The sequence below is a fragment of the Gemmatimonadaceae bacterium genome, assembly GCA_020846935.1.
GTDB lineage: Bacteria > Gemmatimonadota > Gemmatimonadetes > Gemmatimonadales > Gemmatimonadaceae > RBC101.
In genome coordinates this window covers 428,084-452,851 of sequence record JADLCY010000001.1, presented here as the reverse complement: position 1 = coordinate 452,851, position 24,768 = coordinate 428,084, and the positions used below count along the sequence as shown (strand labels likewise).

Genomic DNA, 24,768 nt, shown 5'->3' with positions numbered 1-24,768 from the left:
GCTCGCGGTGCTCCGTGTACTCCCATCCCCCGGCACCTGAGCCATGCCCTTCGAGTCAGTACCGGACATTAGAGGTTGGGCCGTCCTCGGGGCGGGCTTTCCGGCGATCGTAGAGCCGGGTCGTGGCGATGTTCGCATGCCCAAGCCACTCCTGCACCTTGGCGATATCGGCCTCATGGTCGAGCGCGCTGGTCGCCGCGGTCGCCCGAAAGGAGTGCACGCAGAAGCCGCCGACGGGGAGGCCAGTGCTCCGGGCGTACTTCATCACGACGCTGTTGTTGCGCGCCCCGGGGCTGAGCGGTTTCTTGAGCTGGCCGGTGGATGGATTGCGCACGGGGCGGAACAGCGGGCCAGCGTCATCCTCGCGATGCCCGGCGGCTCTGTGCTCGCACACTTCCTATCACCACAGTCCATCGCGTTTGTATGGTCACACACCCATCCGACGTTCGGCTCTGTCGCAGGACAGTTCCGCTCACCCTCGCCGCACTTTCAGCCTTCTTGGGCTGCGGTGAACCAGCCAGCCTCGACACCAGATCAACAGTCCCCACGCAGCTTACGGCGCAAGCTTCTTCCTCTGCAGGCTTTTCGTATAGTACTGTCGCCGTTGCTTCGCTCGGTGGGGTACATGAGTCGGGCTACAATACAACGAAGACAACTGCACTTACCCCCTTGGTGAACAAGAAGCTGCTCTATCGTATCACGGCAACGGGAACGATCACATCGGCAAGGACACCGTACTTCTACGCAGATGGCGGCTCTCCGACGATCCCGATGCCTGGGTCGTATGGTCCTTCCGGGTTTTCGAACGGAGCCTCGCTGCCCCCCACATGCTTCTCTGCGGTCTACGTTGTCTCCGCTGAGGGGAGTTGGTACGCGCCAGGCTGCACGGGGCCAACTGGCTCAGATACGCTTCAAACGGGCCACGCCTTGCTGCGAGGGAGTCTGTCGATCTTGCGAGGTACCGCTCCCAACACGGGTTCAATGGACTGTTCGGCGCCCGGTGCTGGTTACGGTCCTTGTAACACCTACGCAGACAACGGGCAGGCGGTGAAGATTGAGAAGCTAAATGCGGCGCTCACGGTGACTGCAACACCACTGCAAGTGAACTACTTGGATAGCATCGTGGTGACGGCCTCGGTTTCCCCCGGAGGCGCTGGCGGGATTGACCTACCCTGGACAATTGACTCGACGAGATGGGTGCCAGCATTCGGAACACAAACGTCGCCGTGCGCGTGGAGTAACTTTCTTCCGAACAACGTCGGGGCGACTCGCCTCTGCAAACGACCCTTCACTCGTTCGGGCACGCTGACCGTGTTCGCGACTGTGAATGGCGATGCTCAGTCCGGAAGCGTGACCGTGGTCGTTCTGCCACCAAAGCTGAAAGTCACTGCCACGCCTAACCTCATCAACGGCGCGAAAGCGGTGACGTTCAAGCGAACGCTGGCTAATGGCGGAGGATACTTTGCACCGACGTGGACATGGCGCCCGGTCACCGGTATTAGCAGTACCTGTCCTTGGAACCTTGAGGTGTGCACACGAACCGTATCCACCACCGGCTGGATGGTTGTGAAGGGGACGTTCGATGGCTATACACTAAGCGACTCCGCGAAGGTGACTCAAACGAACTGCGTCACGGGTGACAGCATCCTTGACAACGAGTCGATCCGTACCGCACTCATGGAGGAGCTTTTCCAATCAAGTGTGGACTCGGCTCCTCCACTTCGCCTTGAGCAGGCGGGCTTCATATATCGGCTACCTGACGGCTCCGTACAGGCGTTCCCGTGGGATCACCTGAACACCGCTTGCAGTGTGTACCTGAAGCAACCACCGATCGCTGGCGTTCCCGCAGGGAGCACGCTCATAGGGACATATCACAGCCATCCGGTTGCACCCGGCGAGCTCGTGTATGACTGTCAGATTGATGGACCGAATGGTCTGCCGATCACGGGTCCGCCTGAACTATACGACGAACCGTTTGGCCATGCCGGGGATTGGTATGCAACGATGTCGTATGACGTGCCTGACTCCGTGATCACGAAAGGTGGTTGGGTATATAGGCTTGACTATCCGCCTCCAAATCCCATTCCTTCTGCAGGCACCACACAAAAGTGGCTTTGGAACCACGGCTCGGGCAGCCAGTGTACGTGGTCTCGATGACTGACACCAATTCTATCCTCTGCGCCATGACCCGCCCACGACTCAACGGAACATTTCTCAGCTTCTTCGCAGTTGCTGCGCTTGCGCTTGCCACACTTGGAGTTCCGTCTTCATCGGAAGCTCGCGGGGTAGGCAGCTGTAAGTCTGGACAGGCTAGCGCGTCCGGAGTGGGCGCGATCTCCCGATTGTTGACTACCTCAGTCTCGGGTCTTGTTACCTTACGACAACAGCTAGGGCTGGACGGAAGTAGCCCGTCCTCTGTGTCTGTGTCATCGGACGAGGCGCTGTGCGCGCGCGGATCTGAACTGGCGGATAGCCTGGCTGGCAAGAGCTCAGCAAGCGGCGCTCCGATCTATCTCTTCTTGGTTGGAACGTCTCACCGAGTTGTTGATCCGTCGCGAGCAGTTGGTAGTGAGTTCACATCAGCATACGTCTTCGATAGTACGTGGGCGTATAGAGGCAAGATGCTCATACCGAACAGCTCGGTGCCCTGAGTAGCTCGTGGCGCGACCCTTTCGATTTGGACGTGTGATTAGCGATAGCGACATGCCATCGCGAGGATCAACGGAGTGTCGGAGCGGCTGCGCCCGGCGGGCAAGATAGGACAGGCAGTCATGAAGGGGGCCCAAGTCAAGTGCTTGGGCCCTCTCTTGTTCCGTCGCGCGTCGTCGTCGTTAGGCTTGTAACGCGGCCTAAGCGCATGGGTGTCTCCGTCCACACTCGACGAACGAACAAGCGTCGGAGTCCCCGCTGCCGTCAAGTCCGGAAGCGACTCGACGGTCGGTCAGGTGGCGCCACCTGAGGAGAGGGCCGGCGAGCGCGCGGTGCTCCTGACGAGGACTGGGCGTTGCCGTTCCCGCTCTTCGCGAGGATGGTGAGCGAGCGTGCACAGGTGCAAGACGCGCCTTCTCCCGTAAGCGTCCGGCTCGGACGGGGGTTACCGTCGATGGTATCGACTGGCCGGCGGGAGCTATGCGAGGATGCCGTCGGCGCGCGCCCGCTGCCAGGCGCGGGGCAGCCGGTCGGCGGTGTTCGCGCCGGTGAAGCGCGTGAGGACGTCCGTGAGGTACGCCTCGATGTCGAGCTTCGCCTGCCGGGCGTTCTCGCTCACGGTGAAGAGCCTGGCGAGGCGCGGCCCCGCGTCGGGGTGCCCGATGAACAGCTAGTTCCGAGCCCCCAGCGTCAGCGGCCGGATCGCGTTTTCGGCGCGGTTGTTGTCGAGTGCCGCGCCCGCCGTCGTCACGCAGCGCATCAGCGACGGCCGTTGCCCGAGCACGTAGCCTAACGCGACCGCGAGCGCACTCTTCGGCGGGAGTCGCACCACATCCGTCGCCGCGCGCGCGAAGACGGCGTCGGCCAGCGGCCGACTGAAGCGGGCCCGCCAGGTCGCGAGTCGATCGGCCAGGCCGGCCCGGGATGCCGCGGGGACCGCGGCGAGGATCGCGCGGGCCCGTGCGTCATAGCGGAAGAGCCGATCGACCTGCTCGCGATACACGATCGCGCGCGTGTCGCCGCTCTCCACCGCGTTGACGAGATAGCGGCGCGCATGGGCCCAGCAGCCCAGATGCGTGATGCGCTCAGGCGGGCCTAACGTGTCGAGGCCCGACGCCCCGTCGGTCTGCACGACCCCGTAATACGTCGCGAGGAGCCGCGCCGGCTCTTTCGGCGTCTTGGTCAGCTGGAAGTCGTACCAGACCAGGCCATCGACCGCCGGATCCGGGCTCCGCGCCCGATACGTCCACACGTGCGTCGTCTGCGCCTTGCCGGGTCGCGTGCGATCACAGCAGTCGATCGGTGTCGCGTCCAGATGCACGTAGCTGGCGAGGACGTGCCGGCGGAGCGCTGCGGCCAGCGGGGCGAGGCGTGTAGCGGTTCAGCCAAAAGCGCACTTTAGGGCGGTTTGACGAAGCGACACTTTTCCCTCACCCGGCGAGCGGACCGGACGACGGAGGGACGAGTGATGAGCAGCAGAAATGGGAAGGCGCGGCGGCAGTGGACCGCCGCGGAGAAGGTGAAGATTCTCGACGAGGCGCGGGCCCCGAACACCACGGTGGCCGAGGTCCTGCGCCGGCATCAGCTCGATGCCGCGACCTACTATCGCTGGGAGAAGGACGCCAAAGCGGCGGTGCTCGCCGCGTTAGGCGACCAGCGACGGACGGCGCCGGATGCGCAGGCCAGGGAGCTTGAGCGGCTGCGGACGGAGCTGGCGAAGAAGAGTCGGATCATTGCCGAAGTGGTCGAGGAGAACCTCGACCTAAGAAGGGGGCTCTGAAGGTGCGGGAATCGACGCGCTTCCCCGCGGCGGTGAAAGCCGCGCTGTTGGCGCTCGTGGTCATGACGCGGGAGCGGACGGGCTGGCCGGTGCGCGGCATCCTCCAGCGCCTGGGCCTGAGCCCCGCGCGCTACCGCGCGTGGCACCATCGGCAGCGGACCGAGACCCTGGCGGATCGCACGACGCGGCGGCCTTTGGTCGATGGCATTCTGCTGGCGGAGCGCGACGCGGTGGTCCAGTACGCGCTGGCGCATCCTACGGACGGCTATCGGCGGCTGACGTGGCAGATGATCGATGCCGACATCGCGTACCTGAGCGAATCGAGTGTCTATCGCATTCTCGATGCGGCCGATCTGGTGTCGCGCTGGAAGCGGAGGGCGCCCGTGGGCGAGCAACCCGCCGCGCCGTCGCGGCCGCATCAGCGCTGGCACACGGACCTGATGTATCTGCGGGTGGCGGACACGTGGTAATTCCTGGTCACGGTGCTGGATGCCTTCAGTCGCTACGTGGTGCACTGGGAGCTGCTCACGTCGATGCGCGCGGCCGATGTGCGGCTCGTGGTTCAGGCGGCGGTGGAGCGGACCGGCACGCAGCCGCAGGTGGTGACGGACAATGGGGCGCAGTTCACGGCGGCGGAGTTCAAGGATCTCGTGCGGCGCTTCGCCCTCGAGCACATCCGGAGTCGGACGTATCATCCGGAATCGAACGGCGTGGTGGAGCGCTTTCACCGCTCGACGCGGGAGGCGCTACGGCCCACGCCGCTCCAGAACCTGGGGCAGGTGCGGGAGCTGATCGCCCGCTGGGTGGGGTACTACAACGAGGAGCGGCTGCACGCGAGCTTGGGCTACCTGCCGCCGGCGGTGTACTATCGGGGCGATCCGGCGCCGCATCAGGCGGTACGGCAGGCGAAGTTGCAGCGGGCCCGACAGGCACGGCGGCAGGCGAACATTGCGCAGCTCACCCGAGCTGCCTAACCATGGAGAAGTGTCGCTACGTCAGACGCGCGCAAAGTGCGATAAGTGGAGAAGCACTACAGGCGCTCGTCGAGCGCGGCCATCAGGTCGACCTGCGTCGAGCGCGGCAGGTGAATGCCGATCCGCTCGAGCTCCTGCTCCTGCCGATAGTACGGCACATGGCCGGCGAAGCGCGCGGTGGCGAGGTGGGCGGCGATGCTGACGTGCACGCGCGCGCGCGGCCAGATCTCCGCCGGCCATGGCGTGGTGAGCGGCGCCGTCTTCTGGGCGCTCACCCACACCTACCGCTCGTAACGCTTGACGAACAAGGCGCCCGGCTTTCGCGCGAGCACCTCCAGCCCTTCCACAAAGCCCGGCGTGAGGCGGCGAGCCTCCACGTCGGGCGGGTCCGGGAGCTGCACGAGCTCCCGCGGCAGTGATGGATCGAGCGGGCGATGCGTATGCGGTGTGCGCACGCCGGGGCGACGCGGGGCACGAGCGGGCGTCGATGGCCCGGGGACATCGGTCGGCGCGGGCAGTTCCCCAAAGAGCGACAGCGCGTTCGGTGTCAGGTCGGCCGAGCCTCCCGCCCGCCCCGCGAGCCGCTGCTCAAGATCCTGAATCCGGAGCAGGAGCTGGCGCCGCTCCGCGGCCCACGCCGCCTGCATCGCCTCGACCTGCGCCACGAAGGCCGCAAACGGCGCCGGGGTCACGGCCTCCAAGGGCGGGATAGGCGGCGTCGCCATGGCGACGCCAATATGCGCCACGCGGCCATCCCGCGCCAGTCTGCCTAACGCCTAACGCGCGTCACGCGTCGACCGGCTGCCACCACCGCCGGAGCCGCGTGCGCGTCGGATCGATCCCGCCCAGGAGCAGGTGGAGATCCGTCGCCGTGAGCTGGACGGTGCGCGCCCCCTCGCCGGGCCAGCGAAACGTGCCCTGCTCGAGCCGCTTCACGCAAATCCAGATGCCGCCAGCGTCGTAGCAGAAGAGTTTCACGGCGTCGCGCCGCCGATTCGCGAAGCCATAGATCGCCCCGCTCAGCGGCTCGTGATGGAGCTCGTTCAGGATGTGCGCGTAGAGCGCGCTGATCCCGTGCCGCAGATCGGTGACGCCGGTCGCGAGATAGATCGCGCGCCCGCTGCCGAGCCCAGGGATCATCGCTCCTCCGCTCGCGCGACGCCGCGCAGCACCGCGACCGGCGTCGCGACATCGAGCCCGGCCACTTCGAGCGCCACGCCATTCGCGGCACGAAGCACCACGAGCGGCGCGGGCGTCGGCGCCGTGGCCGACGGCACCACCTGGACGCGCGCGAACTGCGGCGCGGTCGCGCGCCGGGCGCGGGCCTCGCGCTGCCACCACGTGAAGGTCGAATGCGGCACGCCGACCCGCGCACAAAAGACCCGCACCGACTCGCCACTGCGCCGCTGCGCGGCGAGATACCGGGCCTTCGCTCCCGCACTCCAGCGCTGATAGCGCGAGCGCGTCCGACTCGTTCGTCTCGTCATGGGGCGCGAACCTACGCGCACCCTGGCCTCACGTCACCACGTCCGAGCCGGACGCTTACCTTGGGAGTCGACTTAACGGATTGATCGTCGCGCACGTGTCCACTTCGATCGCGGGCGCCTCCCGCGTAAAGTCGTCGACGATCGTCAGCGCACGAAAGCGTCGGCTGTCGCTCAGGGGCATCGCTCACAAAGTCCATGCCACATCGCTCATTCGCGCCTGTGAGCGACGGCAAGGGCCCACGCGGCACGGCCACCCGCTTGCGTCGTCGGCGGCGCACGGTGAGTCTCTTCTCGCGATAGAGCCGCTGAACGAGGCTTCCGATTCACGCGCAATCCCTCGCGACGGAGCCGTCGGCGCTGCTGCTAAACGATCCCTCGCCAGTGCGAAGCGTCAGGACATAGGAGCAGTGAGCGAGCTTCAGCAGATGATGCAGGCACCACGATCAGTCACCGCAGAATGCAAAGCCGTGACCCGCCAGGCGCGGCGACCAATCGCCGCACCCAGCGGCTCTCACCTAACCGAAGTCGATCCCCAACGTCGTCTTTCCGTCGCCGCTTGGCGTGCGCGCCAGCGCGACCCCTTGCTGGTGAAGCTGGAACATCCGCGCGATGGCCTCGGTGAAGTGCGTGCGCTCGCCATTGAACGCGCGTTCGAGCGAGGCGAGCAGCGCACGGTAGCCGACCCTGAACTCATCCATCGCACGCCGGGCGCCGGTCCCGCGCGCGTGGGCGGACGCACGCGCGTTGGGGCGGATCGGATACACGGCGTCGAAGTCCACGTCGAGTCGGCTGCCGGTGGGTCCGCTCCTAGGCGTGTCGCGCGCGGTGTAATGGCGACCCTGGAGCACCTCGTTGAACCGGTAGTAGTGAGCAATCTCCCGTCCGTCGCCGTCGCCCAGGATCTGCGCGTCGCCGTCGAAGATGCCGCCCGGAGCGCCTTCGCCCTGTTCGATGATCTCGGCGATCGCGCGATGCGCGGAGTCGCGGTCCTTCACCACCACGATCTCGCCCGAGCCGTAGTAGTCGCTCGGCCGCACTTGCCGGTCGACGGCGCCGCTGAACACCCGTTGCTCGCCGAGCCGGTCGCACAGCGCATCGATGGCCTGGTCGATCGCGAGGTAGAACTGCGCGATCGTGGTGAAGTGGCCGGGTTGCGGCTTGGCCCCGCGCGGCTCGGGTCGTTCGATCCGGAGAAACGTGCGGAGCGCCGCCGGCGAGAACTTCTCGATGGAAACCTTGAACGTGTCCCCGCTGTGGGGGAGTGCGTGCGGGTAGCGCGCCACGAACCCCGGCTGCGTGAGTCGCGGCCGGCCGCCCACGGCGTTGAGCAGGTTGGCGGCAAGGGTGAGGTGCAACATCTCCTCGAGCATGACGCTCCGGATGATCTCGGCCGCCTCGACGTTCGTCCCCGGGTGGATCGTGAGCCACGCCGTGAAATAGGGCGGTATCGTGGCGTGCTCGAGCTGCATGGCCACCTGCAAATGCTTGCGCAGCGCGGCGATGGTCCGGATCGCAGGCTCGCGTCGCGCTGAGCGCTGCCGGGGCATGGTCTTGCGTGCCGTGGCTTGGGCTCGCGTGGAGGAGCGGCGCGCGGTCATCGGCTGGCCCCCAGCATCGCTCTTGCGGCGCGCACCGTGAGCGCCGCCGCCGTGAGAGTCGGGTTGGCGGTGCCAATCGTCACCTGGCTGCCTGCTCCCACGATGTAGAGGTTGTCGTGATCCCAGCTGCGCGAATTGCGATCGACGACCGAGTCTCGCCAGCTGTGGCCCATGCGGTGTGTGCCGACGATGTGCCCCGATCCCATGATGTTGTATCCCGTGCCTTCGTAGGTCACGCGCTGGTACCCGCCGGGAGCCGGGTTGGGGTACGCGGTGAAGTCCTCGATGCCTGCATACTCCGTGATCGACTTCCACACGGTGTTCACCGCGGCATCGACCGCCGAGAGTGAGTAGCTGTCGTAGGCGTAGGACAACACGGGGCGGTGGTTGCCCATCGCATCCCGGTGCGCGCCGTCGATGCTCACGCGGTTGTTCGGGTCCGGCAGTTGTTCGAACATGAACCCGATCTTCACCATGCGGCGCATCTGATCCGCGAGCTGCGCGCGCAGCGACTTGCCGTAGACGTGCTTGCCGAGCAGCTGGGCGAGCTGGGCGCCCGGCGCCCCACTCCATCCCCAGTTGGCGAGGCTGGCGCGGAACGACGCGTGCACCTTGCGGAACGCGCCGTCTCGCAGGGACTCCACGCCGCTCGTCGTGTCTGGCCCGCGGAACGGGAACACCGCCGTCGGCGCGAGGCCCCACACGTAGAGGTACGGGTGGTCCATCAGGTTGCGGCCCACCTGGTCGCTCCGGTTTGCCGCGTTCGAGGCAAGGAGGAGCGTGGCGTTCTCGATGGCGTTGGCGGCGAGGACCACGAGCGTCCCCGATACGGTCTCGGTGACGTGTTCCGGAGATCCCTGTTTCGCGTATCGCTTGTATTCGACGCTGCGGATGCGGCCGGTCGCGGGATCCACGTGGAGCTTCGAGGCGACGCTCTGCGTCCGGATCTCCACTCCGCGATTCCTTCGCAGCGCATCGAGCGTCTTGAGTGCGCTGTACTTTGCCTGCACGGGGCAGAGGGGCAGGCACGCCGAGTTGCCCTGGCACCGCTGGCCCTCATCGCGATCGCTGACCATCGGGTCCGGCCGGTAGCCGCGGCCAAGGTCGTAGGCCGCGTTCGGTGTGGCGTTGCGGCCCTGTGGAATGCTGATGACCCGCAGCGGATACCGCTTGCCGGCGAGGCGCACCGATCGGCCGCGGAGCGTTCGGTCGAAGAACTGGTCGACCATGCTTTGCGGCATGCGATGCATGGGGTACACGTAGCCATCGGGGAACCACACGCCGAAGATGCGCTGGTCGTCCACGTCGGCCGCCACGCCGATCTCCAGCTCTGCGCGTCGGTAGTCGGGCTCGAGATCATCGTAGCCGATGGGCCAGTCGACGCCATGGCCGTAGGTGGATTGCATGCGGAAGTCGTTCGGCACCATTCGCAACGACGTCCCCTGCCAGTGGAGCGTCGTCCCGCCGAGCATGCGCAGGTAGTCGCTCATGAACTGCGTTGGCGTTGCGTAGGCGTAGTAGCCGCCGGTGGGGTCGAACGGCATGCCGGGCGAAGGGGCAGCGGCATTGTACGGGTAGGGCCCGTTCGGCATGCCGCGCACGCCACCGATGGTGTAATACGTCTCGAGGTAGTCGAGGTAAGACGCGGGTTTCATTGCGCCCTCGATGCCTGCTTCGAGGATCAGCACGCGCTTGCCGGCCTCGGACAGCATGCGCGCCGTGATCGCGCCCGCGATGCCTCCACCGACGATGACGGCGTCGTAGTGCGCGCTCATGTCGCGCCCTCCGTCGGGACCGGGTCGCCAAACACCGGGGCAATGGCCCAGCTGCCGTGACCGGTGGGCTTGGCGCCAGGCGGGTGCGCGCCCGCGGCGCGGTACGCGAGCTGCTCCACATACGCCTGAGGCGACGGCACGTGGCTCGAACCGGGCGTCACACCCTTTGGCGGCTGCTCGCCGGCCAGCGCATACCAGGAGGCCGCCATGCTCGTCCAGGAGCCCAGGTACCAGAGCTGGATCAGCGACGTCACCACCGGCCAGAGTGTTGGCGACGCGATCATGTCGACCTGCATGGCGTGCTCGCGGGCCTTGCCGGGCGGGTGCGTCAGAACGCGACGCACCGTGGCGTAGAGGCGCTTGGTGATGGCGGGGCCCACCTGTTGCGCCACGAGGGCCTGGTACTCGTCCACGAGTCCGGTCCCATCGAGGTCGCTCGGCGAATAGCCCGTGACCTCGGCGCAGAACTCGAGAAAGAGGTGCCGGTCGGCGGACATGGGCGTCTCAGCGAACGGCGGCGTTGAGCAGCGTGTGCGACGAGGCCGCCGCCGGCTGCGATTCGAAGAGCAGCACGCCAACCGCCGGTGGCTTTGACGCGAAGACGGCGTTCATCTGTTTGGTCATCACGTGCTTCGCATCGCCGATCGTGAGGCCGACGACGCCCGCCGGGAGCGGCGTGATCGGCGCGGATCCCGGGACAGGGAGCCAGCTCTTGAAGACGCCGAAAATGACGCGCGCCGAGGTCACCATGTGCCGAACACCCTTCACCACCAGGTTGGCGTAGGCGGGTACCGGGGAGAACGCCGAGACGCCCGGCGCAGGAGCGCCCGCGGCGTTGGTGTTGACTTTGAGGTCGAAGATGTAGGGGAGTTGCGACTTCGGAGCCTTGGGCGTGGGGAAGCAGCGGATCCACCATGTGGTCACGGTGGGGTCGTTCACGTCGGGCACGGCGAAGTCGAACGAGGCGACGAACTTGATCTCGCCATACTTCTGGCTGCCGGCCTGCACGGCCGGTGCGTTGTCGCACGGGACGTTGATACGGAAGTTGCCGTAGGCCTTGGACTGGTCGTCGCCGGTCAGGTACTGCTGCACCGTGAGGGCCGGTTCGGTGCCGGCGCGGAATCTGGGAAAAACCACCACGTTGAACTCGCACTCATCGACGTACGACGAGTAGCTGGAGCCGAAACCCGCGTATCGCTCGAAGTTGAGGTTCACGAGGGCTTTGCCGTCGAAGATCCCCGGCTCGAGCCCGGTGCCCTTGAGCAGCGGCTTCACGGCACTCGCCGGCACGCTGAAGAAGACCATGAGCGACTGGAGCGACCCGTAGTTGAAGTTGCCGAGGGGGGTCGTCTGCTGGGGCTTGGCGGCCATCGGGACCTCTAATTGTCGGTTGCAAGAAGGCGCGTGCGGGGCACACACAGTACCTGCCGCGGGCGGCCTTGTCCAGCAACGCCGCTTGCGCCGGGCGCCGTGGGCCCCCAGTATGGCAGGTGGCTCCAGTGTTTCCGCGAGCCGTTGCGTTAGGCCGGTCGCCCGCCTTCCCCGCCCCCGCCGCCCATGAGCGCCATCCTGCACCGCGAGGCCATCGACGACGTCATTACCCGTCACCTCGCCCAGTTCCGCAAACCAGGCGTACTCACCGTCCGACCGGGCATCGAGATCTCCGGCCACCGCCTCACCGGCCGGCCGTCCATCGTCGCCACGGTGATGCGCAAGTCGGACAAGCTGCCGGTGTCGAAGCGGCTCCCCGACCAGGTCGAGGGTCTCCCGGTCGACGTCCGGGAGGCCAGCCCGATGCAACGGCTCCGGCAGCGCGACCCGGCGAAACACGCGCTCATGCGCTCCTACAGCCGCTCGGTCGACGCCGAACACGACTACCCGTATGAACGGGACGTGAAGACCGGCAAGCTCGTGGCGGCGCAGCACCCGCCGGTCCACGCCGCGCTCGCGCACCAGGCGTCCAAGCCCGAGATCGCGTATACACCCGCCTCGGCACCACTCCGTGCCGTCTCGCGGCGGATGACGCTGCTCGTGTGCGCCAGCCCAGATGCGGGTTTTACGGTGCTGCAAAGGTTCCTCGTCGCCACGCGCCAGCGGCTCACGGTCGGCATGTACGACTTCACGTCGGCCAGGCTACTGGACACCGTGACGTCCACTCTGCGCGGCGGTCGCAAGCAGCTGACCATGGTGCTCGATCACCCCATCCTCGATCCGGTGGCCAACCAGACCGACGAGGACACGATTGCCGCCATCCACAAGGCTTCGGGCAGCGCGCGCACGGCCTGGGCGCTTTCGCGCCCCGATCCTCGCGCCACGAAGTGGATCTTCCCGTACGCGTACCACATCAAGGTGGCGGTTCGCGATGGCGCGGCGTGCTGGCTCTCGAGCGGCAACTGGAACGTCAGCAACCAGCCCGACCTCGCGTCAAAGAAGACGATCGACGGATCCCTGGCGAGCGCGGACCGCGATTGGCACGTGGTCATGATGGACCCGGGCATGGCCAGGCTCTTCGAGGCCTACCTCCAGCACGACTTCGAGGTCGCGTCCGCGGCGCAGGCGCCGCGGAACGCCGCGGTCCAGCACTCGATCACGGTCGCGACGAAGGCCCTGCGCAAGGAACAGGCGGCCGCGCGCGCGAAACCGGTCGTGACCACCTCGAAGGTCCCGTTCACGCTCGGCCGCCCGCGCACCTTCACGAACGTGCCGCTCCGCCTGCAGCCGCTGCTCACGCCGGATCACGGCAAACAGACATCCATGTACGTGGAGAACGTCCTCGCCCTGATTCGCTCGGCAAAGAAGACGCTCTACGTGCAGATGCAGTACATCAATCCGTCGCTCAAGCCCGAGGACAAGGACTTCATGCTGCTCATTGCCGGCCTGCGCCAGGCACTGGAGCGCCATGTGGACGTGCGCATCATCTGCAGTCAGTACCAGGAGCCTCACCTCGAAGCCATGTACCTGCAGGGTCTCTCGGGCGTGCTGCGGATTCAGCAGCGGGTGCACAACAAGGGCATCGTGGTCGACTCGCGCACGGTCATGGTGAGCAGCCAGAATTGGTCGGCGGCCGGAACCCTGCGAAATCGCGACGCCGGTGTGATCATCGAGCACGCCGGAATCGCGCGATATTTCGAGGCGATTTTCCTGCAGGACTGGGCCTCACGCTCAGAACCGGCCTCGGTCCACGAGACCGCTCCCTCGGGCCGCACGACGCCACGCCGCTCAACGCGCGGCGGGCGTCACGTTCCGTAGCCAACTAGCTTCAGTCGTGGATTCATACACTCCTTCGGACCCGGTCGCGCAGCGGCTCGTCGCCGCCCTCGAAGGGAGTTATGTGCTGCGTCGCGAGCTGGGTGGCGGCGGCATGAGCCGGGTCTTCGAAGCGCGCGAGGTCGCGCTCGGTCGCGTGGTCGTGGTGAAGCTCCTTTCGCCTGACGTTGCCGCCGCCGTGAGCGCCGAGCGTTTCAAGCAGGAGATCAAGGTCGCCGCCAACCTGCGGCACCCGCACATCGTCCCGCTGCTGAGCGCCGGGACCGCCGACGGGATGTTGTACTACACCATGCCGTACATCAGCGGCGAATCGTTGGCGTCGCGGCTCGCGCATTCGCCACGGTTTTCGGTCGCGGCGGCGGTGGAACTGACCGAAGAGGTCGCGGACGCGCTCGACTACGCGCACCGGCAGGGCGTGGTGCATCGCGACATCAAGCCCGGCAATGTGCTGCTGGAAGGCGGGCACGCGGTGGTGACCGACTTCGGCATCGCGCGCGCGGTGGCGCAGCAGGTCACGGCGGGCGGCGGGCTCACGCAAACGGGGTTCATCCTCGGCACGCCGACGTACATGAGTCCGGAGCAGGGCAGCGGCGATGCCACGGACGGGCGCAGCGACGTGTACGCGCTGGCCTGCGTGCTGCACGAGATGCTGGCTGGCGAGCCGCCGTTCACCGGGCCGACGATGCAGGCCATCCTGGTGCAGCATCTCGTGCACCCTCCGCCGTCGATCGAACGCGAAGACGTTCCGTCGGCGATCCTCGAGATCCTGCGCTGCGCGCTCGCCAAGGCTCCGGCCGATCGCTACCAGACGGCGGCCGAGTTCCGGGACGCGCTGCGCGCGATCGATTTCCGTTCGCTCTCGCGCGAGATCCCCGTCATCAGCCCGACCACGATCACGGCCCAGGCCATCGGGGCGATCAGCTCGGGACCGATCGATTCGCTCGCCGTGCTGCCGTTCGTGCACGAGCACAGCGAGGGCGACGACGAGTACCTGGCCGACGGGATCACGGAGAGCATCCTCAACAAGCTGACGCGCGTTTCGGGCCTGCGGGTGGTGCCCCGCTCGACGGTCTTCAGCTACAAGAAGCGCAACCTCCCGGTGGCGTCGGTGGCGCGCGAGCTTCGCGTGCGGGCGCTCGTGACCGGGCGCGTGATGCAGCGCGGGCATCACCTGATGGTGAGCGCCGAACTGATCGACGTGGCGAGCGACGCGCAGCTGTGGGGCGATCGGCTGGCCCGGTCGACCACCGACATCTTTGCGGTGCAGGAAGAGGTGGCGACCGAGATCGTCAAGTCGCTGCGTCTGCGGCTCTCCCACGAGGAGCACCAGGAACTGCACCGCCGCCACACCGAGAACTCGGAGGCCTACGACGCCTACCTGCGCGGTCGGCACCAGTGGAACAAGCGCACGCGGGCCGGCTTCATGAGGGCGATCGAGCACTTCAAGGAGGCGATCGACCACGACCCGCGCTACGCGCTCGCGTTCACCGGGCTGTCGGACACGTACAACGTGCTCGGGTACTACAACTTCCAGGCGCCGCGCGACGTGTACCCGAGGGCGACGGCGGCCGCGATGCGGGCCCTCGAACTCGACCCGGGGATCGCCGAGGCGCACGCGTCGTTAGGCTACACGCGACTGTTCTTCGAATGGGACTGGGACGGGGCGGCCTCGTCGTTCCGGCGGGCGATGGCCCTCGACCCATCGTACGCCAGCGCGCCGCAGTGGTATGCGTGGTACTTCCTCGTGGCCGGACGCGCCGACGAATCGGTGACCGCCATGCGCACCGCGCTCGAACTCGACCCGCTGTCGCTGATCATCAACGCGCACATGGGATACGCGCTGTTCTGGGCCGGGCGTCATGAAGAGGCGCTCAAGCAGCTCCACAAGACGGTGCAGCTCGACCCGGAGTTCGCGCTCGCCTACTGGCCACTTGGCGCGGTCCACGTCTACCAGGGCAATGGCGAGGCCGCGATCGCGGCCTTCCGTTCGCTCGTCGCGCTGAGCAACGGTACCGTGGGACTTGGCTACCTCGGGATCACCGCCGGGTGCTTCGGGCGGCCGGACATCGCGCGCGAGGCCCTCGATCGGCTCGAGGCAAAGGCCCGGGAGGAATACGTGTCGCCGCTCGACCGCGCGATCTGCCATGCCGGGCTGGGTGAGTACGAAGCAGCGTTCACGTGGCTCGATCGCGCGTTCGACGACCGCGTGAGTGACCTCGTGCGCATCAAGGTGCTGCCCTGGCCCGCCGACATGAGAAACGATACCCGGTTCGCCGCGGCCGTTGCGAGACTCAAGCTGCCGGAATGACCTCCAACGCGCCACGCATGCAATTCCTGCTTCTGGTCTACGTCGATCCCGCGCTCATGCAGGCCCTGCCCGAAGGCAAGGCAGACGCGATGATGCGCGATTGCCTGGGACACGCCGATGCCATGAAACGCGAGGGCAGCATCCTCGACTTCCAGCAACTCGAAGAGGCGACCACGGCGCGCACGGTGCGCTCGCGCGGTGGACGCGTGTCCGTGACTGACGGACCGTTCGCCGAAGCCCGCGAGGTGCTCGGTGGGTTCAATCTCATCGAAGCCGAGAACATGGACGAGGCGGTCCGCATGGCGATGGAGTTTCCGTGGACCGTGACTGGATCCATCGAGGTGCGGCCGGTGCGCGACATCGGTGCCGTGCGCCGTCGCGTGAACGTTCCCGCGCCGACCGACTGACGGCTCGCGCGCCATCGCGCGCACGGCAGAGCCGCACCGAGGCGCGACGCGCCAACGTTGACATCTCCTGCGCGCCCCGACCCGCGCCGCGAACGCCGCGCCGTCGTGGCGACGGCGAGAGAGTAGATCGCGCGACTGGCGATGGCCGTGCACGCGACGCATGATCGTGGTTCCCCCAACCACGTCTGTCATGGCCCGGTTCCCACTCCTGCTGCCCGCCGTCGCGGCCCTGTGCTTCGGCGCCGCCCCCGCCTCGGCGCAGCGCGCTCCGATCGACACCACGGCGCTCTCGCGCCTCACCTTCAGGGCCATCGGCCCGGCCAACATGATGGGTCGCGCCACCGACATCGAAGGCGTGACCGGTGATCCCAACGTGGTCTACGTGGGCACCGCGGCCGGGGGCATGTGGAAGACCACGAACGGCGGCACGACCTGGTCGCCGTTGTTCGATCGCGAACGCACCCTGTCGATCGGCGACTTTGCCCTCGAGCCCGGAAACCCCGACGTGATCTACGTCGGCACCGGCGAGGCCAACGTGCGCAACTCGGCGTCGTTCGGTCGCGGCATGTACAAGTCGACCGATGGCGGCAAGACGTGGCGGCACATCGGCCTGGCCGACACGCGCCACATCGCCCGCGTGATGGTCAGTCCGCGCGATCCGCGAACCGTCTTCGTGTGCGCCGTCGGCCACATGGCCGGCCCGAACCCCGAGCGCGGGGTGTTCGTGTCCCGCGATGCCGGCGAGACCTGGACGCGCACCCTGTTCATCGACGATCGACACGGCTGCGCCGACCTGGATATCGACCCGAACAACCCGAACGTCGTGTATGCGGTCGGCTGGCACTTCGATCGCAAGCAGTGGACGTTCACCAGCGGATCCGAGCAGGGAGGGATCTTCAAGTCGGTCGATGGCGGCGCCACCTGGAAGAAGCTTGGTGGCGGGTTGCCGCGGCTGCTCGGACGCGTTGGCGTGAAGGTCGCGCCGTCGTCGCCGAACATCGTGTATGCGATCGCCGAGTCGAAGGAGGGCTACGTCTGGCGCAGCGACGACTTTGGCGAGAACTGGCGCAAGACGAGCGACGACGCGGCAACGCTGTGCCGCGGCTTCTACTACGCGGATCTGCGCGTCGATCCCGTGAACGCCGATCGGGTATACGCCATCGCGTGCAACCTGTCGGTGTCGATCGACGGTGGGCGCAACTTCCGCCCGATCTCCCAGAGCGTCCACGGCGACCACCACGGGCTCTGGATCGATCCCACGGACCCGGGTCGCATCTGGCAGGTGAACGACGGTGGGATCGCCGAGTCGCGCGATCGTGGCGTGACGTGGAGCTTCCCGAACAACTTTGCGCTCGCGCAGTTCTATCAGCTGCACGCCGACAACCGCGAGCCGTTCTACTACCTGGGCGGCGGGCTTCAGGACAACGGCAACTGGATGGGGCCGAATCGCACGCGCGATCCCCTGGGCGTGCTGGTCGACGACTGGAACCTGATCAGCTACGGCGACGGCTACTATCAGCTGTCGCACCCCGACGACCCCGACTTCATGGTGACGGAGTCGCAGGGTGGGATGATCACGCGCACGCAGATGCGGACGCGCGAGCAGGAGGACATTTCGCCGCAGCCGCGACGCAACGACGGCGCCCCCGTGAACGCGCTGCAGTATCGCTTCAACTGGAACGCCCCCATCGTCGCCTCGCCGCACGACGGCAAGACACTGTACTTCGGCGCGCAGGTGCTGTTCAGGTCGAAGGACTTCGGGAGCACGTGGAGCGTGATTTCTCCCGACCTCACGAAGAACGATCCGTCACGCCAGGGATGGGCCGGCGGGCCGGCGATCACCGAGGCCACGACCGCGGAGTACTACAACACCCTGTACGCGGTGAGCGAGTCGCCCGTGCAGCGCGGGCTGATCTGGGCCGGCACCGACGACGGCAACCTGCACATCACGCGCAATGACGGCGCCAACTGGACGCGCGTGGACCGCAACGTGACCGGTGTTGGCCCCGAAGCCGTGGTGAGCCACGTGGAGGCCAGCCGCACCGCGGCGTGCACCGCGTACGCCACGTTCGAGCGTAAGTTCATGGACGACCTCAAGGCCTACATCTACAAAACCACGGATTGCGGCACGACGTGGACGAACATCGCGGGGAACATCCCGGAGGGCGCCTACCTCCAGGTGCTGCGCGAAGACCCGAAGAATCCCCAGGTGCTGTATGCCGGCACGGAAGCAGGACTGTACGTCAGCGTGACGGGTGGAGGTGACTGGTTCCGGCTCGGCGGCAATCTGCCGGCGGTGCCGGTACATGAGGTGCTCGTGCACGGCCGCGAGAACGACCTGATCGTGGCGACGCACGCGCGTGGGATCTTCATCCTCGACGACGCGTCGGTCATTCAGGAACTCGCTGCGGCGGCGGCGCGGCCGGTGACCCTCTTCAGCATGCGCACCGCCACGCGCTTTGCCACCAAGCAGAACAAGGGCTCACTCGGCCAGTCGCTCTTCATGGGCCCGAATCCGCCCTATGGCGCGATCATCCGGTACAACCTCCGGACGCGGCCCGCGGCTGGTACCGATGTGAAGCTCGAAGTGTTCGACGCGCAGGGGCAGCTCGTGCGCGAACTTGCCCGGGCACCACGCGAGGCCGGCATCAACACGACGGCGTGGGATCTGGGCTACGCGCCGGCGCGACCGCGGCGGCCGATCGACCCGGACGATCCCACCGTCCGCTTCTTTGGCGCGCCGGCCGGGCCCCGCGTGCTGCCGGGGCGCTACGTCGTGCGGCTGACCGTCGGGAGCGAACGCGTGGAGCAGCCGGTGACCGTGCGCGTCGATCCCACGTCGAAGACCACGCCCGCAGCGCTCACCGAGCAATTCACGGTGGCGATGGAGCTGCGCAACCTGCAGTCCCTGGCCAACGACACCTTGCGCGCGCTGGATGGACGCAAGGCGGAGTTGGAGGTGCGTCGCCGATCCGCCCAGGCGATTCCCGAAGGAAAGGGCGCCGCCGTCGTCGCCGACCTCACGAAGGAGATCGCCCAGGCCGACTCCCTGCTCGACCTGCTCGTGAAGCCGGCCAGGGTTCCGTTCTGGAGCGACGGGCCGCGCATCAGCGATCGCATCGGGGCGCTGCTGCGCAACGTGGACTCCGGCAACTTCCCGCCCACACCTGCCCAGCGAAAGCTCGGTCAGGACCTGGCCGTTGAGCTGCGTGACGCCCTGGAGCGGGTCCGGCGATACCTGGGCCGCTTCACCACGATGTAGGGCCGGTGGTCAGGACCGCACGAGTTCAGTCGCTGGACTCGTGCGGCCCTCCACGACCACGATCGACCGCGGCCGCGGACATCGGGCTCACTGCATCACGGGCATGGTGAACTCGCTGCCGGCGCGAATGCCCCGTGGCCAGCGCGACGTCACGGTCTTGAGCTTCGTCCAGAACCGCACGCCTTCCATGCCGTGCTGGTTCATGTCGCCAAAGGCGCTCTGCTTCCATCCGCCGAACGAATGGAACGCCAGCGGCACGGGAATCGGTACGTTCACGCCGACCATGCCCACCTGCACGCGGCTCACGAACTCTCGAGCGGCATCGCCATCACGCGTGTAGATCGAGACGCCGTTGCCGAACGCGTGATCATCGGCGAGGCCGAGGGCTTCGTCGAACGACCTGGCGCGCACCACAGTGAGCACCGGCCCGAAGATCTCCTCCTGATAGATGCGCATCGCCGGGGTCACGTGGTCAAAGAGGCACCCGCCGAGGAAGTAGCCGCCCTCATGACCGGCGACGGTGCAGCCACGGCCATCGACCACGAGGTCGGCGCCCTCTCGAACGCCGAGGTCGACGTAGCTCACGACGCGCTCGTGGTGCGCCGCGGTGACGAGCGGCCCCATGTCGATGCCTGACGAGAGCGACGGTCCAATCCTGAGTTCGCGCACGCGTTGCGCGAGCCTGGCCACGAGCGCATTGGCGGTCGCCTCGCCCACCGGCACCGCCACCGAAATCGCCATGCAGCGTTCGCCCGCGGACCCGTAGGCAGCGCCGATCAGACCATCGGTGGCCTGGTCGAGGTCGGCGTCCGGCATGACGATCAGGTGGTTCTTGGCTCCGCCCATCGCCTGAACGCGCTTCCCGTGCCGCGCGCACGTTTCGTAGATGTAGCGCGCGATCGGCGTCGACCCGACAAAGCTCACGGCCTGCACCAGCGGATGGCTGATGAGGGCATCGACCGCCGTCTTGTCGCCCTGCAGGACGTTCAGCACGCCCGGCGGCGCGCCGGCTTCGACCAGCAGTTCGGCGAGCCGGACGGTGGAGGACGGGTCCTTCTCCGACGGCTTGATGACGAACGTGTTGCCGCAGGCAATGGCCGGCGCCAGCATCCACAGGGGCACCATCACCGGGAAGTTGAACGGCGTGATCCCCACGCCAACGCCGAGCGGCTGGCGCATCGACCACGAGTCGATCCCGGTGCCGACGCTCTCGGTGAACTCTCCCTTGAGCAGGTGCGGAATGCCGCAGCAAAACTCGACGACCTCGAGTCCTCGCTGCACTTCGCCGCGGGCATCGGCGAAGATCTTTCCGTGTTCGGTCGAGATCAGGCGCGCGATCTCGTCGATGTGGGCCTCGATCAGCTCCTTGAAGCGGAACATCACCCGCGCACGACGGAGCGGCGTCACCGCGCTCCATTCGAGGAACGCACGGTGCGCGTCCTGGACCGCTGCGTCCGCGTCGGCCGCCGACGCCAGCGGCACCGCGGCCGACTGCCGGCCGGTGGACGGATCGAACACCGCGCCCCACCGCTCGACCTCCTGGAGCACGCGGGCCCCGCCGATCACGTGGTGGATGAACGGTACGGTCTCGGGGTCGGAGTCCGCGGTCGAAACAGGATGCGTCAGTGTCATGGCGAGATCGGGAGCAAAGGCGACAGGACTAGTGTAGCCGTCGGACCCGTCGTGCGCTGTCCCCGGCGCCGGGGCACCAGGGCCGCGCAGCGACTTCCCGCCCACATCGACACGCGCTGTGCTCCGGCTCCGGTGCGAGGGCACCGGCCGCATCTGATGGCGCGAGGGCACCTGTCGCGTCTGACAGCGCCGGGCGCGTCCGCGACCCCCCCTATCCGCTCGCGCGCCCGCCGGCCAGGCCGATCACGATCGGGAGCGCACGCTTCATCTCGTCCATGGTCCCGATCGAGATACGGGCGTGTCGGTCGAGCGGCGGGAATGCCCGGCCGATCGCGACGCCCTGGGCGAGGCATGCCTGCTGGAACGCATTGGGGTCGCGGCCCACGTCCGCCAGGATGAAGTTCGTGTGCGTGCGTTCGGCAGGGATCCCCGCGGCGTTGATCGTCTTGATCGTGTAGTCGCGGACCTCGCGGTTGAGCGCCGCCTGTCGTTGCGCGTGGTCCGGCAATTCGCACGACGCGATCGCCGCGGCCGCTGACAGGGCGCTGACGCCGTTCGCCATGCGCCAGGGCTCGAGCGCGCGGATCGTGTCGGCGTGCGCGATCGCGTAGCCCACGCGCATGCCGGCCAGCCCGAAGATCTTGGAGAACGTCCGCGTCACGAGGATCGACGGGTTCGCCAGCGCCGCGGGGATGGCCGTGTCGTAGCCGGGCAGGTCGCAGTATTCGAAGTAGGCCTCGTCGACCAGGATGCGTGTCGAAGGCGAGGTGCGGTTGATCGTACTGATGAGCGCGAGGACGTCGCTCAGGGGCCAGACCGTGCCCGTCGGGTTGTTCGGGTTGCACACAAAGACGAGCCCGGCGCCCGGCGCTGCCGCAGCCATGGCATCGAGGTCGAGCCGCAGCCGGGCGTCCACGCGCGGGGCCTTCACCTGGCGACCCAGGCGCGTGGCCGTGGCAATCGGATTCTCGAACGTCGGCGCCGCGGCCACGAGATGCGCACTGGCGGACGTAAACGCTTCGGTGGCGATGCGCAGGGTCTCGCCGGAGCCGGCACCGATCAGGACGTTTTCGTCCTTCACGCCGTGTCGCCGCGCGATCGCGGTACGGAGAGCGGCGTCGCTGTCTCGCGGATACCGATTCGATGCGCCGAACGATTGCATGATCGCGTCGATCGCATTGCTCGCCGGTCCGTACGGGTTTTCGTTGCTGTTGAGCCGGATGACGCCGTTCGGGTCAACGCCGCGGGCCATCGCGGTGTGGAGAGCATCGCGCCCGGTCCAGGAGGCCTCGAGCCCCCGAGCCTGAAGCGCCGGGACCAGTGAGGCGCCGCTCACGGCAGCGGTGGCGAGGAAAGCGCGGCGGGACTGCGGCATGGTCGTCCTCGGAGCCGGGATGGCCTCGAAGATACGACCGATCACTCAGGCGCGGACAGGAGGACCTGGGCACACCAGTGGAATGCCCGCGGCCCGCGCGTATTTTCTTGGCCGCATCGCACCCTGTCCCCTGCACGACCAGTCGCCCAACCGCCCGCATGCCAACCCTCGATCCCGTCCCGCTCGCCCTCGTCCCCGTCGACTCGGCGGCCGCCGATGCCATCGGCGCCCCAAACTACGATGAGTTCCAGAGCGACGAGGAGGTCTGGGAGATCCTGCAGCAGCACCCTAAGTCGGTGCTGCGCATCACCATGCCGCAATGCGACGTCCCATCGCGCGACGGCATTCTCGACGAACACGCTGCGGCCACCCTGGCGAAGGCGGGGGCAAACCTGGCCGCGCTGCGCGTCGACCCGCTCACGCGGACGGTCACCGACATGGTCTGGGTCTACGAGATCACGGTGCCGAGCGATCCATCGATCCGACAGATCGGGCTGGGCGGCATGGGCCGCACGCGCGAGATCCGCACCGCGGCCAACCCCGGCGGCTCGATCATCCGCAACGAAGGAGTGCGCGACGACAAGGCGCGCGGTCGCGCCGACCTCACGCGCGCGACGGGCGCCGACATGGGCATGGTCAACAACGCCGTGGACGACGTGGACGGCGACTTCTACTCGGCCCTCGATCTCCACGCGCGCAATCATCCGGTCTCGTTCGAAACGCACGACGAAACCGGCAACCGGCACCGCGTGTGGATCGTGGAGGACGCGGGGCAGTCGACACGACTGCGCGACATCCTGGCGCGGGAACCGCGGGCCTACGTCGCCGACGGCAACCATCGCAGCGCGGCGGCGGCGATGCTCGGCAACGAACACTTCCTCACCGTGTTCTTTCCGGCCCGCACCATGACCATCGCGCCGTACAATCGCCTCGTGGACACCGGCAAGCTCGCTCGCGTCGAACTCCGCCGTCGGCTGGCCGGGCCCTTCGAGGTCGAGGCCGCGCCGGTTGTCGGCCCCTGGCAGCCCTGGCACACGCACGACATCGGCCTGTACGACGGGGAACGCTGGCTGCGGCTCCGCCCGCGCGCCGGCACGTACGACCCCAACGACGCCGCGCAGGACATCGATGCCGACATCGTGCAGCGACATCTGTTCGATCTCGTGCTCGGCATCGCCGACGCGCGCGACGAGCGGATCACCTACGTGGGGGCCAACCGCGATGAAGCGTGGCTACAGGGTGAGGTAGACGCTGGCCGCCACGACATCGCCGTCACGCTTGCGCCGGTGACCATGGCCCAGTTCGTGAAGGTCTGTCTCCAGGACAAACTCATGCCGCCCAAGTCCACCTGGTTCGTTCCCAAGATCAGGACGGGCCTTGTGATGGCGCTTCTACACCCATGACGAGCGCGTGGAGCATGGGTCGCGAGTGATGCGTGGTGGACGGCGAAGCGTGTTGGGATGATCTTTCGTGCATCGCGATGCCCACAGGGGGTACGCGTGCGCCAGAGCCCATGAGTGTTCCTCCCGAACCAGCCTACCTCGAGAGTGAGGCCACGCTGGATGCCTTTCTCGCCGGCTTCCACGACGGAACGTTTCCGATCGCGCAATGGACGCATGGCGCGCACGTCGTGATGGCAGTCGGCGTCCTGTGGCGTCACGCCGTTCCGCACGCGCTCACCGTCGCGCGCGAGGCCATTCGGCACTACAACGAGCGTCAGGGCGGCCGGAACACGGCGACGAGTGGGTACCATGAGACGCTCACACGCCTCTGGCTCGGCGCCATCGCGGGGTTCCTCGCCACCGTGCCGGCCGACTGCGGACGCGTCGAGGCCGCACGATTGGCCTGGTACGCCTTCGCAGGTCAGCGGGCGCTCTTCAAGGAGTGGTACTCCTACGATCTCGTCTCGTCGGTCGCTGCTCGCGCCGCCTGGTGTGCGCCGGACCGACGTCGGCACCTGGTCGAGGTCATCCAGGTCGACTGACCCACGACTGAGGCGCGCACGGCCGTCCGCTCATCTGATCCACCCGCCACCGTAGGGTTCACGGACCCGGCCCACCGGGGAGGCTGGGGCGAAGCATTCGAGTCACCTGCTGGACGTCGCAATACGCCCCGGGGCCATGTGTTTCGTGATCACGGCCGGCTCGATCGGTATGGTTCCCGATCCACACGGGGGTCGACGAGGGGTTCCTCCCCGCGTACCCCGCACGGCCAAGGCGACCGCACGGAGCCGGTGTCATATGTTCCACCACCG

At 67.3% G+C, this 24,768-nt stretch carries 23 protein-coding genes and 1 pseudogene; 10 read left to right on the top strand and 14 right to left on the bottom strand.

Annotated features, from left to right (window positions below):
- Positions 1-55 precede the first annotated feature (55 nt).
- A pseudogene (locus IT361_01915) lies at positions 56-229 on the bottom strand (site-specific integrase).
- An 818-nt stretch (positions 230-1,047) separates the two neighbouring features.
- Here IT361_01915 and IT361_01910 point away from each other — a divergent pair.
- Entirely contained in the window at positions 1,048-2,157 is a 1,110-nt protein-coding gene (locus tag IT361_01910) for a hypothetical protein (protein ID MCC6316418.1), read from the top strand.
- Positions 2,158-3,127: 970 nt separating this feature from the next.
- On the opposite strand, the gene IT361_01905 is transcribed toward IT361_01910, so the two are convergent.
- Both IT361_01905 and IT361_01900 read right to left on the bottom strand, forming a co-directional pair.
- A complete protein-coding gene (locus tag IT361_01905; protein ID MCC6316417.1) occupies positions 3,128-3,268 on the bottom strand; it encodes a hypothetical protein in 141 nt (46 codons plus the stop codon).
- A 51-nt stretch (positions 3,269-3,319) separates the two neighbouring features.
- On the bottom strand, positions 3,320-4,009 hold the full coding sequence (locus tag IT361_01900) for a transposase (GenBank protein MCC6316416.1): 690 nt from the start codon (positions 4,007-4,009) through the stop codon (positions 3,320-3,322).
- Between the two features lie 108 nt (positions 4,010-4,117).
- On the opposite strand from IT361_01900, the gene IT361_01895 reads away from it, so the two are divergent.
- The 3 genes from IT361_01895 to IT361_01885 are packed head-to-tail and all read left to right on the top strand — an operon-like array spanning position 4,118 to position 5,403.
- A complete protein-coding gene (locus tag IT361_01895; protein ID MCC6316415.1) occupies positions 4,118-4,429 on the top strand; it encodes a transposase in 312 nt (103 codons plus the stop codon).
- 2 nt (positions 4,430-4,431) lie between these two features.
- Positions 4,432-4,899, top strand: a complete 468-nt coding sequence (locus IT361_01890; GenBank protein MCC6316414.1) for a hypothetical protein — start codon at positions 4,432-4,434, stop codon at positions 4,897-4,899.
- 12 nt (positions 4,900-4,911) lie between these two features.
- On the top strand, positions 4,912-5,403 hold the full coding sequence (locus IT361_01885) for a transposase family protein (protein MCC6316413.1): 492 nt from the start codon (positions 4,912-4,914) through the stop codon (positions 5,401-5,403).
- A 56-nt stretch (positions 5,404-5,459) separates the two neighbouring features.
- On the opposite strand, the gene IT361_01880 is transcribed toward IT361_01885, so the two are convergent.
- The 8 genes from IT361_01880 to IT361_01845 all read right to left on the bottom strand — a co-directional run bounded on the left by IT361_01880 (position 5,460) and on the right by IT361_01845 (position 11,634).
- On the bottom strand, positions 5,460-5,678 hold the full coding sequence (locus IT361_01880; protein ID MCC6316412.1) for a transposase: 219 nt from the start codon (positions 5,676-5,678) through the stop codon (positions 5,460-5,462).
- 6 nt (positions 5,679-5,684) lie between these two features.
- The gene (locus IT361_01875; GenBank protein MCC6316411.1) at positions 5,685-6,128 is read right to left on the bottom strand and encodes a hypothetical protein; all 444 of its coding nucleotides are present in this window, start codon (positions 6,126-6,128) and stop codon (positions 5,685-5,687) included.
- A gap of 61 nt (positions 6,129-6,189) precedes the next feature.
- Complete coding sequence (gene tnpB, locus IT361_01870; GenBank protein ID MCC6316410.1) at positions 6,190-6,543, bottom strand: IS66 family insertion sequence element accessory protein TnpB; 354 nt, start codon at positions 6,541-6,543, stop codon at positions 6,190-6,192.
- Complete coding sequence (locus IT361_01865) at positions 6,540-6,890, bottom strand: transposase (GenBank protein ID MCC6316409.1); 351 nt, start codon at positions 6,888-6,890, stop codon at positions 6,540-6,542. The genes tnpB and IT361_01865 overlap by 4 nt, the downstream gene beginning before the upstream one ends.
- A 515-nt stretch (positions 6,891-7,405) precedes the next feature.
- Positions 7,406-8,437: a ferritin-like protein gene (locus tag IT361_01860; GenBank protein ID MCC6316408.1), complete on the bottom strand. Its 1,032-nt coding sequence runs from the start codon at positions 8,435-8,437 to the stop codon at positions 7,406-7,408.
- Between the two features lie 47 nt (positions 8,438-8,484).
- Entirely contained in the window at positions 8,485-10,263 is a 1,779-nt protein-coding gene (locus tag IT361_01855) for a GMC family oxidoreductase (protein ID MCC6316407.1), read from the bottom strand.
- Complete coding sequence (locus IT361_01850; protein MCC6316406.1) at positions 10,260-10,760, bottom strand: hypothetical protein; 501 nt, start codon at positions 10,758-10,760, stop codon at positions 10,260-10,262. Before IT361_01850 ends, IT361_01855 begins: the two co-directional genes overlap by 4 nt.
- Before the next feature lie 7 nt (positions 10,761-10,767).
- A complete protein-coding gene (locus IT361_01845; GenBank protein MCC6316405.1) occupies positions 10,768-11,634 on the bottom strand; it encodes a hypothetical protein in 867 nt (288 codons plus the stop codon).
- 186 nt (positions 11,635-11,820) lie between these two features.
- Here IT361_01845 and IT361_01840 point away from each other — a divergent pair, with 186 nt between their 5' ends.
- The 4 genes from IT361_01840 to IT361_01825 all read left to right on the top strand — a co-directional run bounded on the left by IT361_01840 (position 11,821) and on the right by IT361_01825 (position 19,507).
- Complete coding sequence (locus tag IT361_01840) at positions 11,821-13,512, top strand: hypothetical protein (protein ID MCC6316404.1); 1,692 nt, start codon at positions 11,821-11,823, stop codon at positions 13,510-13,512.
- A 16-nt stretch (positions 13,513-13,528) separates the two neighbouring features.
- Complete coding sequence (locus IT361_01835) at positions 13,529-15,838, top strand: protein kinase (GenBank protein MCC6316403.1); 2,310 nt, start codon at positions 13,529-13,531, stop codon at positions 15,836-15,838.
- A 17-nt stretch (positions 15,839-15,855) separates the two neighbouring features.
- Entirely contained in the window at positions 15,856-16,245 is a 390-nt protein-coding gene (locus IT361_01830; protein ID MCC6316402.1) for a YciI family protein, read from the top strand.
- Between the two features lie 190 nt (positions 16,246-16,435).
- On the top strand, positions 16,436-19,507 hold the full coding sequence (locus IT361_01825; GenBank protein ID MCC6316401.1) for a glycosyl hydrolase: 3,072 nt from the start codon (positions 16,436-16,438) through the stop codon (positions 19,505-19,507).
- Between the two features lie 87 nt (positions 19,508-19,594).
- Here IT361_01825 and IT361_01820 read toward each other — a convergent pair whose 3' ends face one another.
- Together IT361_01820 and IT361_01815 are read right to left on the bottom strand one after the other, a co-directional pair.
- Positions 19,595-21,139 carry a CoA-acylating methylmalonate-semialdehyde dehydrogenase gene (locus tag IT361_01820; protein ID MCC6316400.1) on the bottom strand — a complete coding sequence of 515 codons (1,545 nt, stop codon included), beginning with the start codon at positions 21,137-21,139 and terminating at the stop codon, positions 19,595-19,597.
- A gap of 211 nt (positions 21,140-21,350) precedes the next feature.
- Positions 21,351-22,514 (bottom strand): histidinol-phosphate aminotransferase family protein, encoded by a 1,164-nt coding sequence (locus IT361_01815; protein MCC6316399.1) that lies wholly within the window; start codon positions 22,512-22,514, stop codon positions 21,351-21,353.
- A gap of 158 nt (positions 22,515-22,672) precedes the next feature.
- Between IT361_01815 and IT361_01810 the strand changes: the two genes are divergently transcribed.
- Both IT361_01810 and IT361_01805 read left to right on the top strand, forming a co-directional pair.
- Complete coding sequence (locus tag IT361_01810) at positions 22,673-23,917, top strand: DUF1015 domain-containing protein (GenBank protein ID MCC6316398.1); 1,245 nt, start codon at positions 22,673-22,675, stop codon at positions 23,915-23,917.
- 110 nt (positions 23,918-24,027) lie between these two features.
- Complete coding sequence (locus tag IT361_01805; GenBank protein ID MCC6316397.1) at positions 24,028-24,498, top strand: hypothetical protein; 471 nt, start codon at positions 24,028-24,030, stop codon at positions 24,496-24,498.
- A gap of 102 nt (positions 24,499-24,600) precedes the next feature.
- Here the strand turns inward: IT361_01805 and IT361_01800 are convergent, their stop codons facing one another.
- Complete coding sequence (locus tag IT361_01800; GenBank protein MCC6316396.1) at positions 24,601-24,723, bottom strand: hypothetical protein; 123 nt, start codon at positions 24,721-24,723, stop codon at positions 24,601-24,603.
- Between the last annotated feature and the right edge of the window lie 45 nt (positions 24,724-24,768).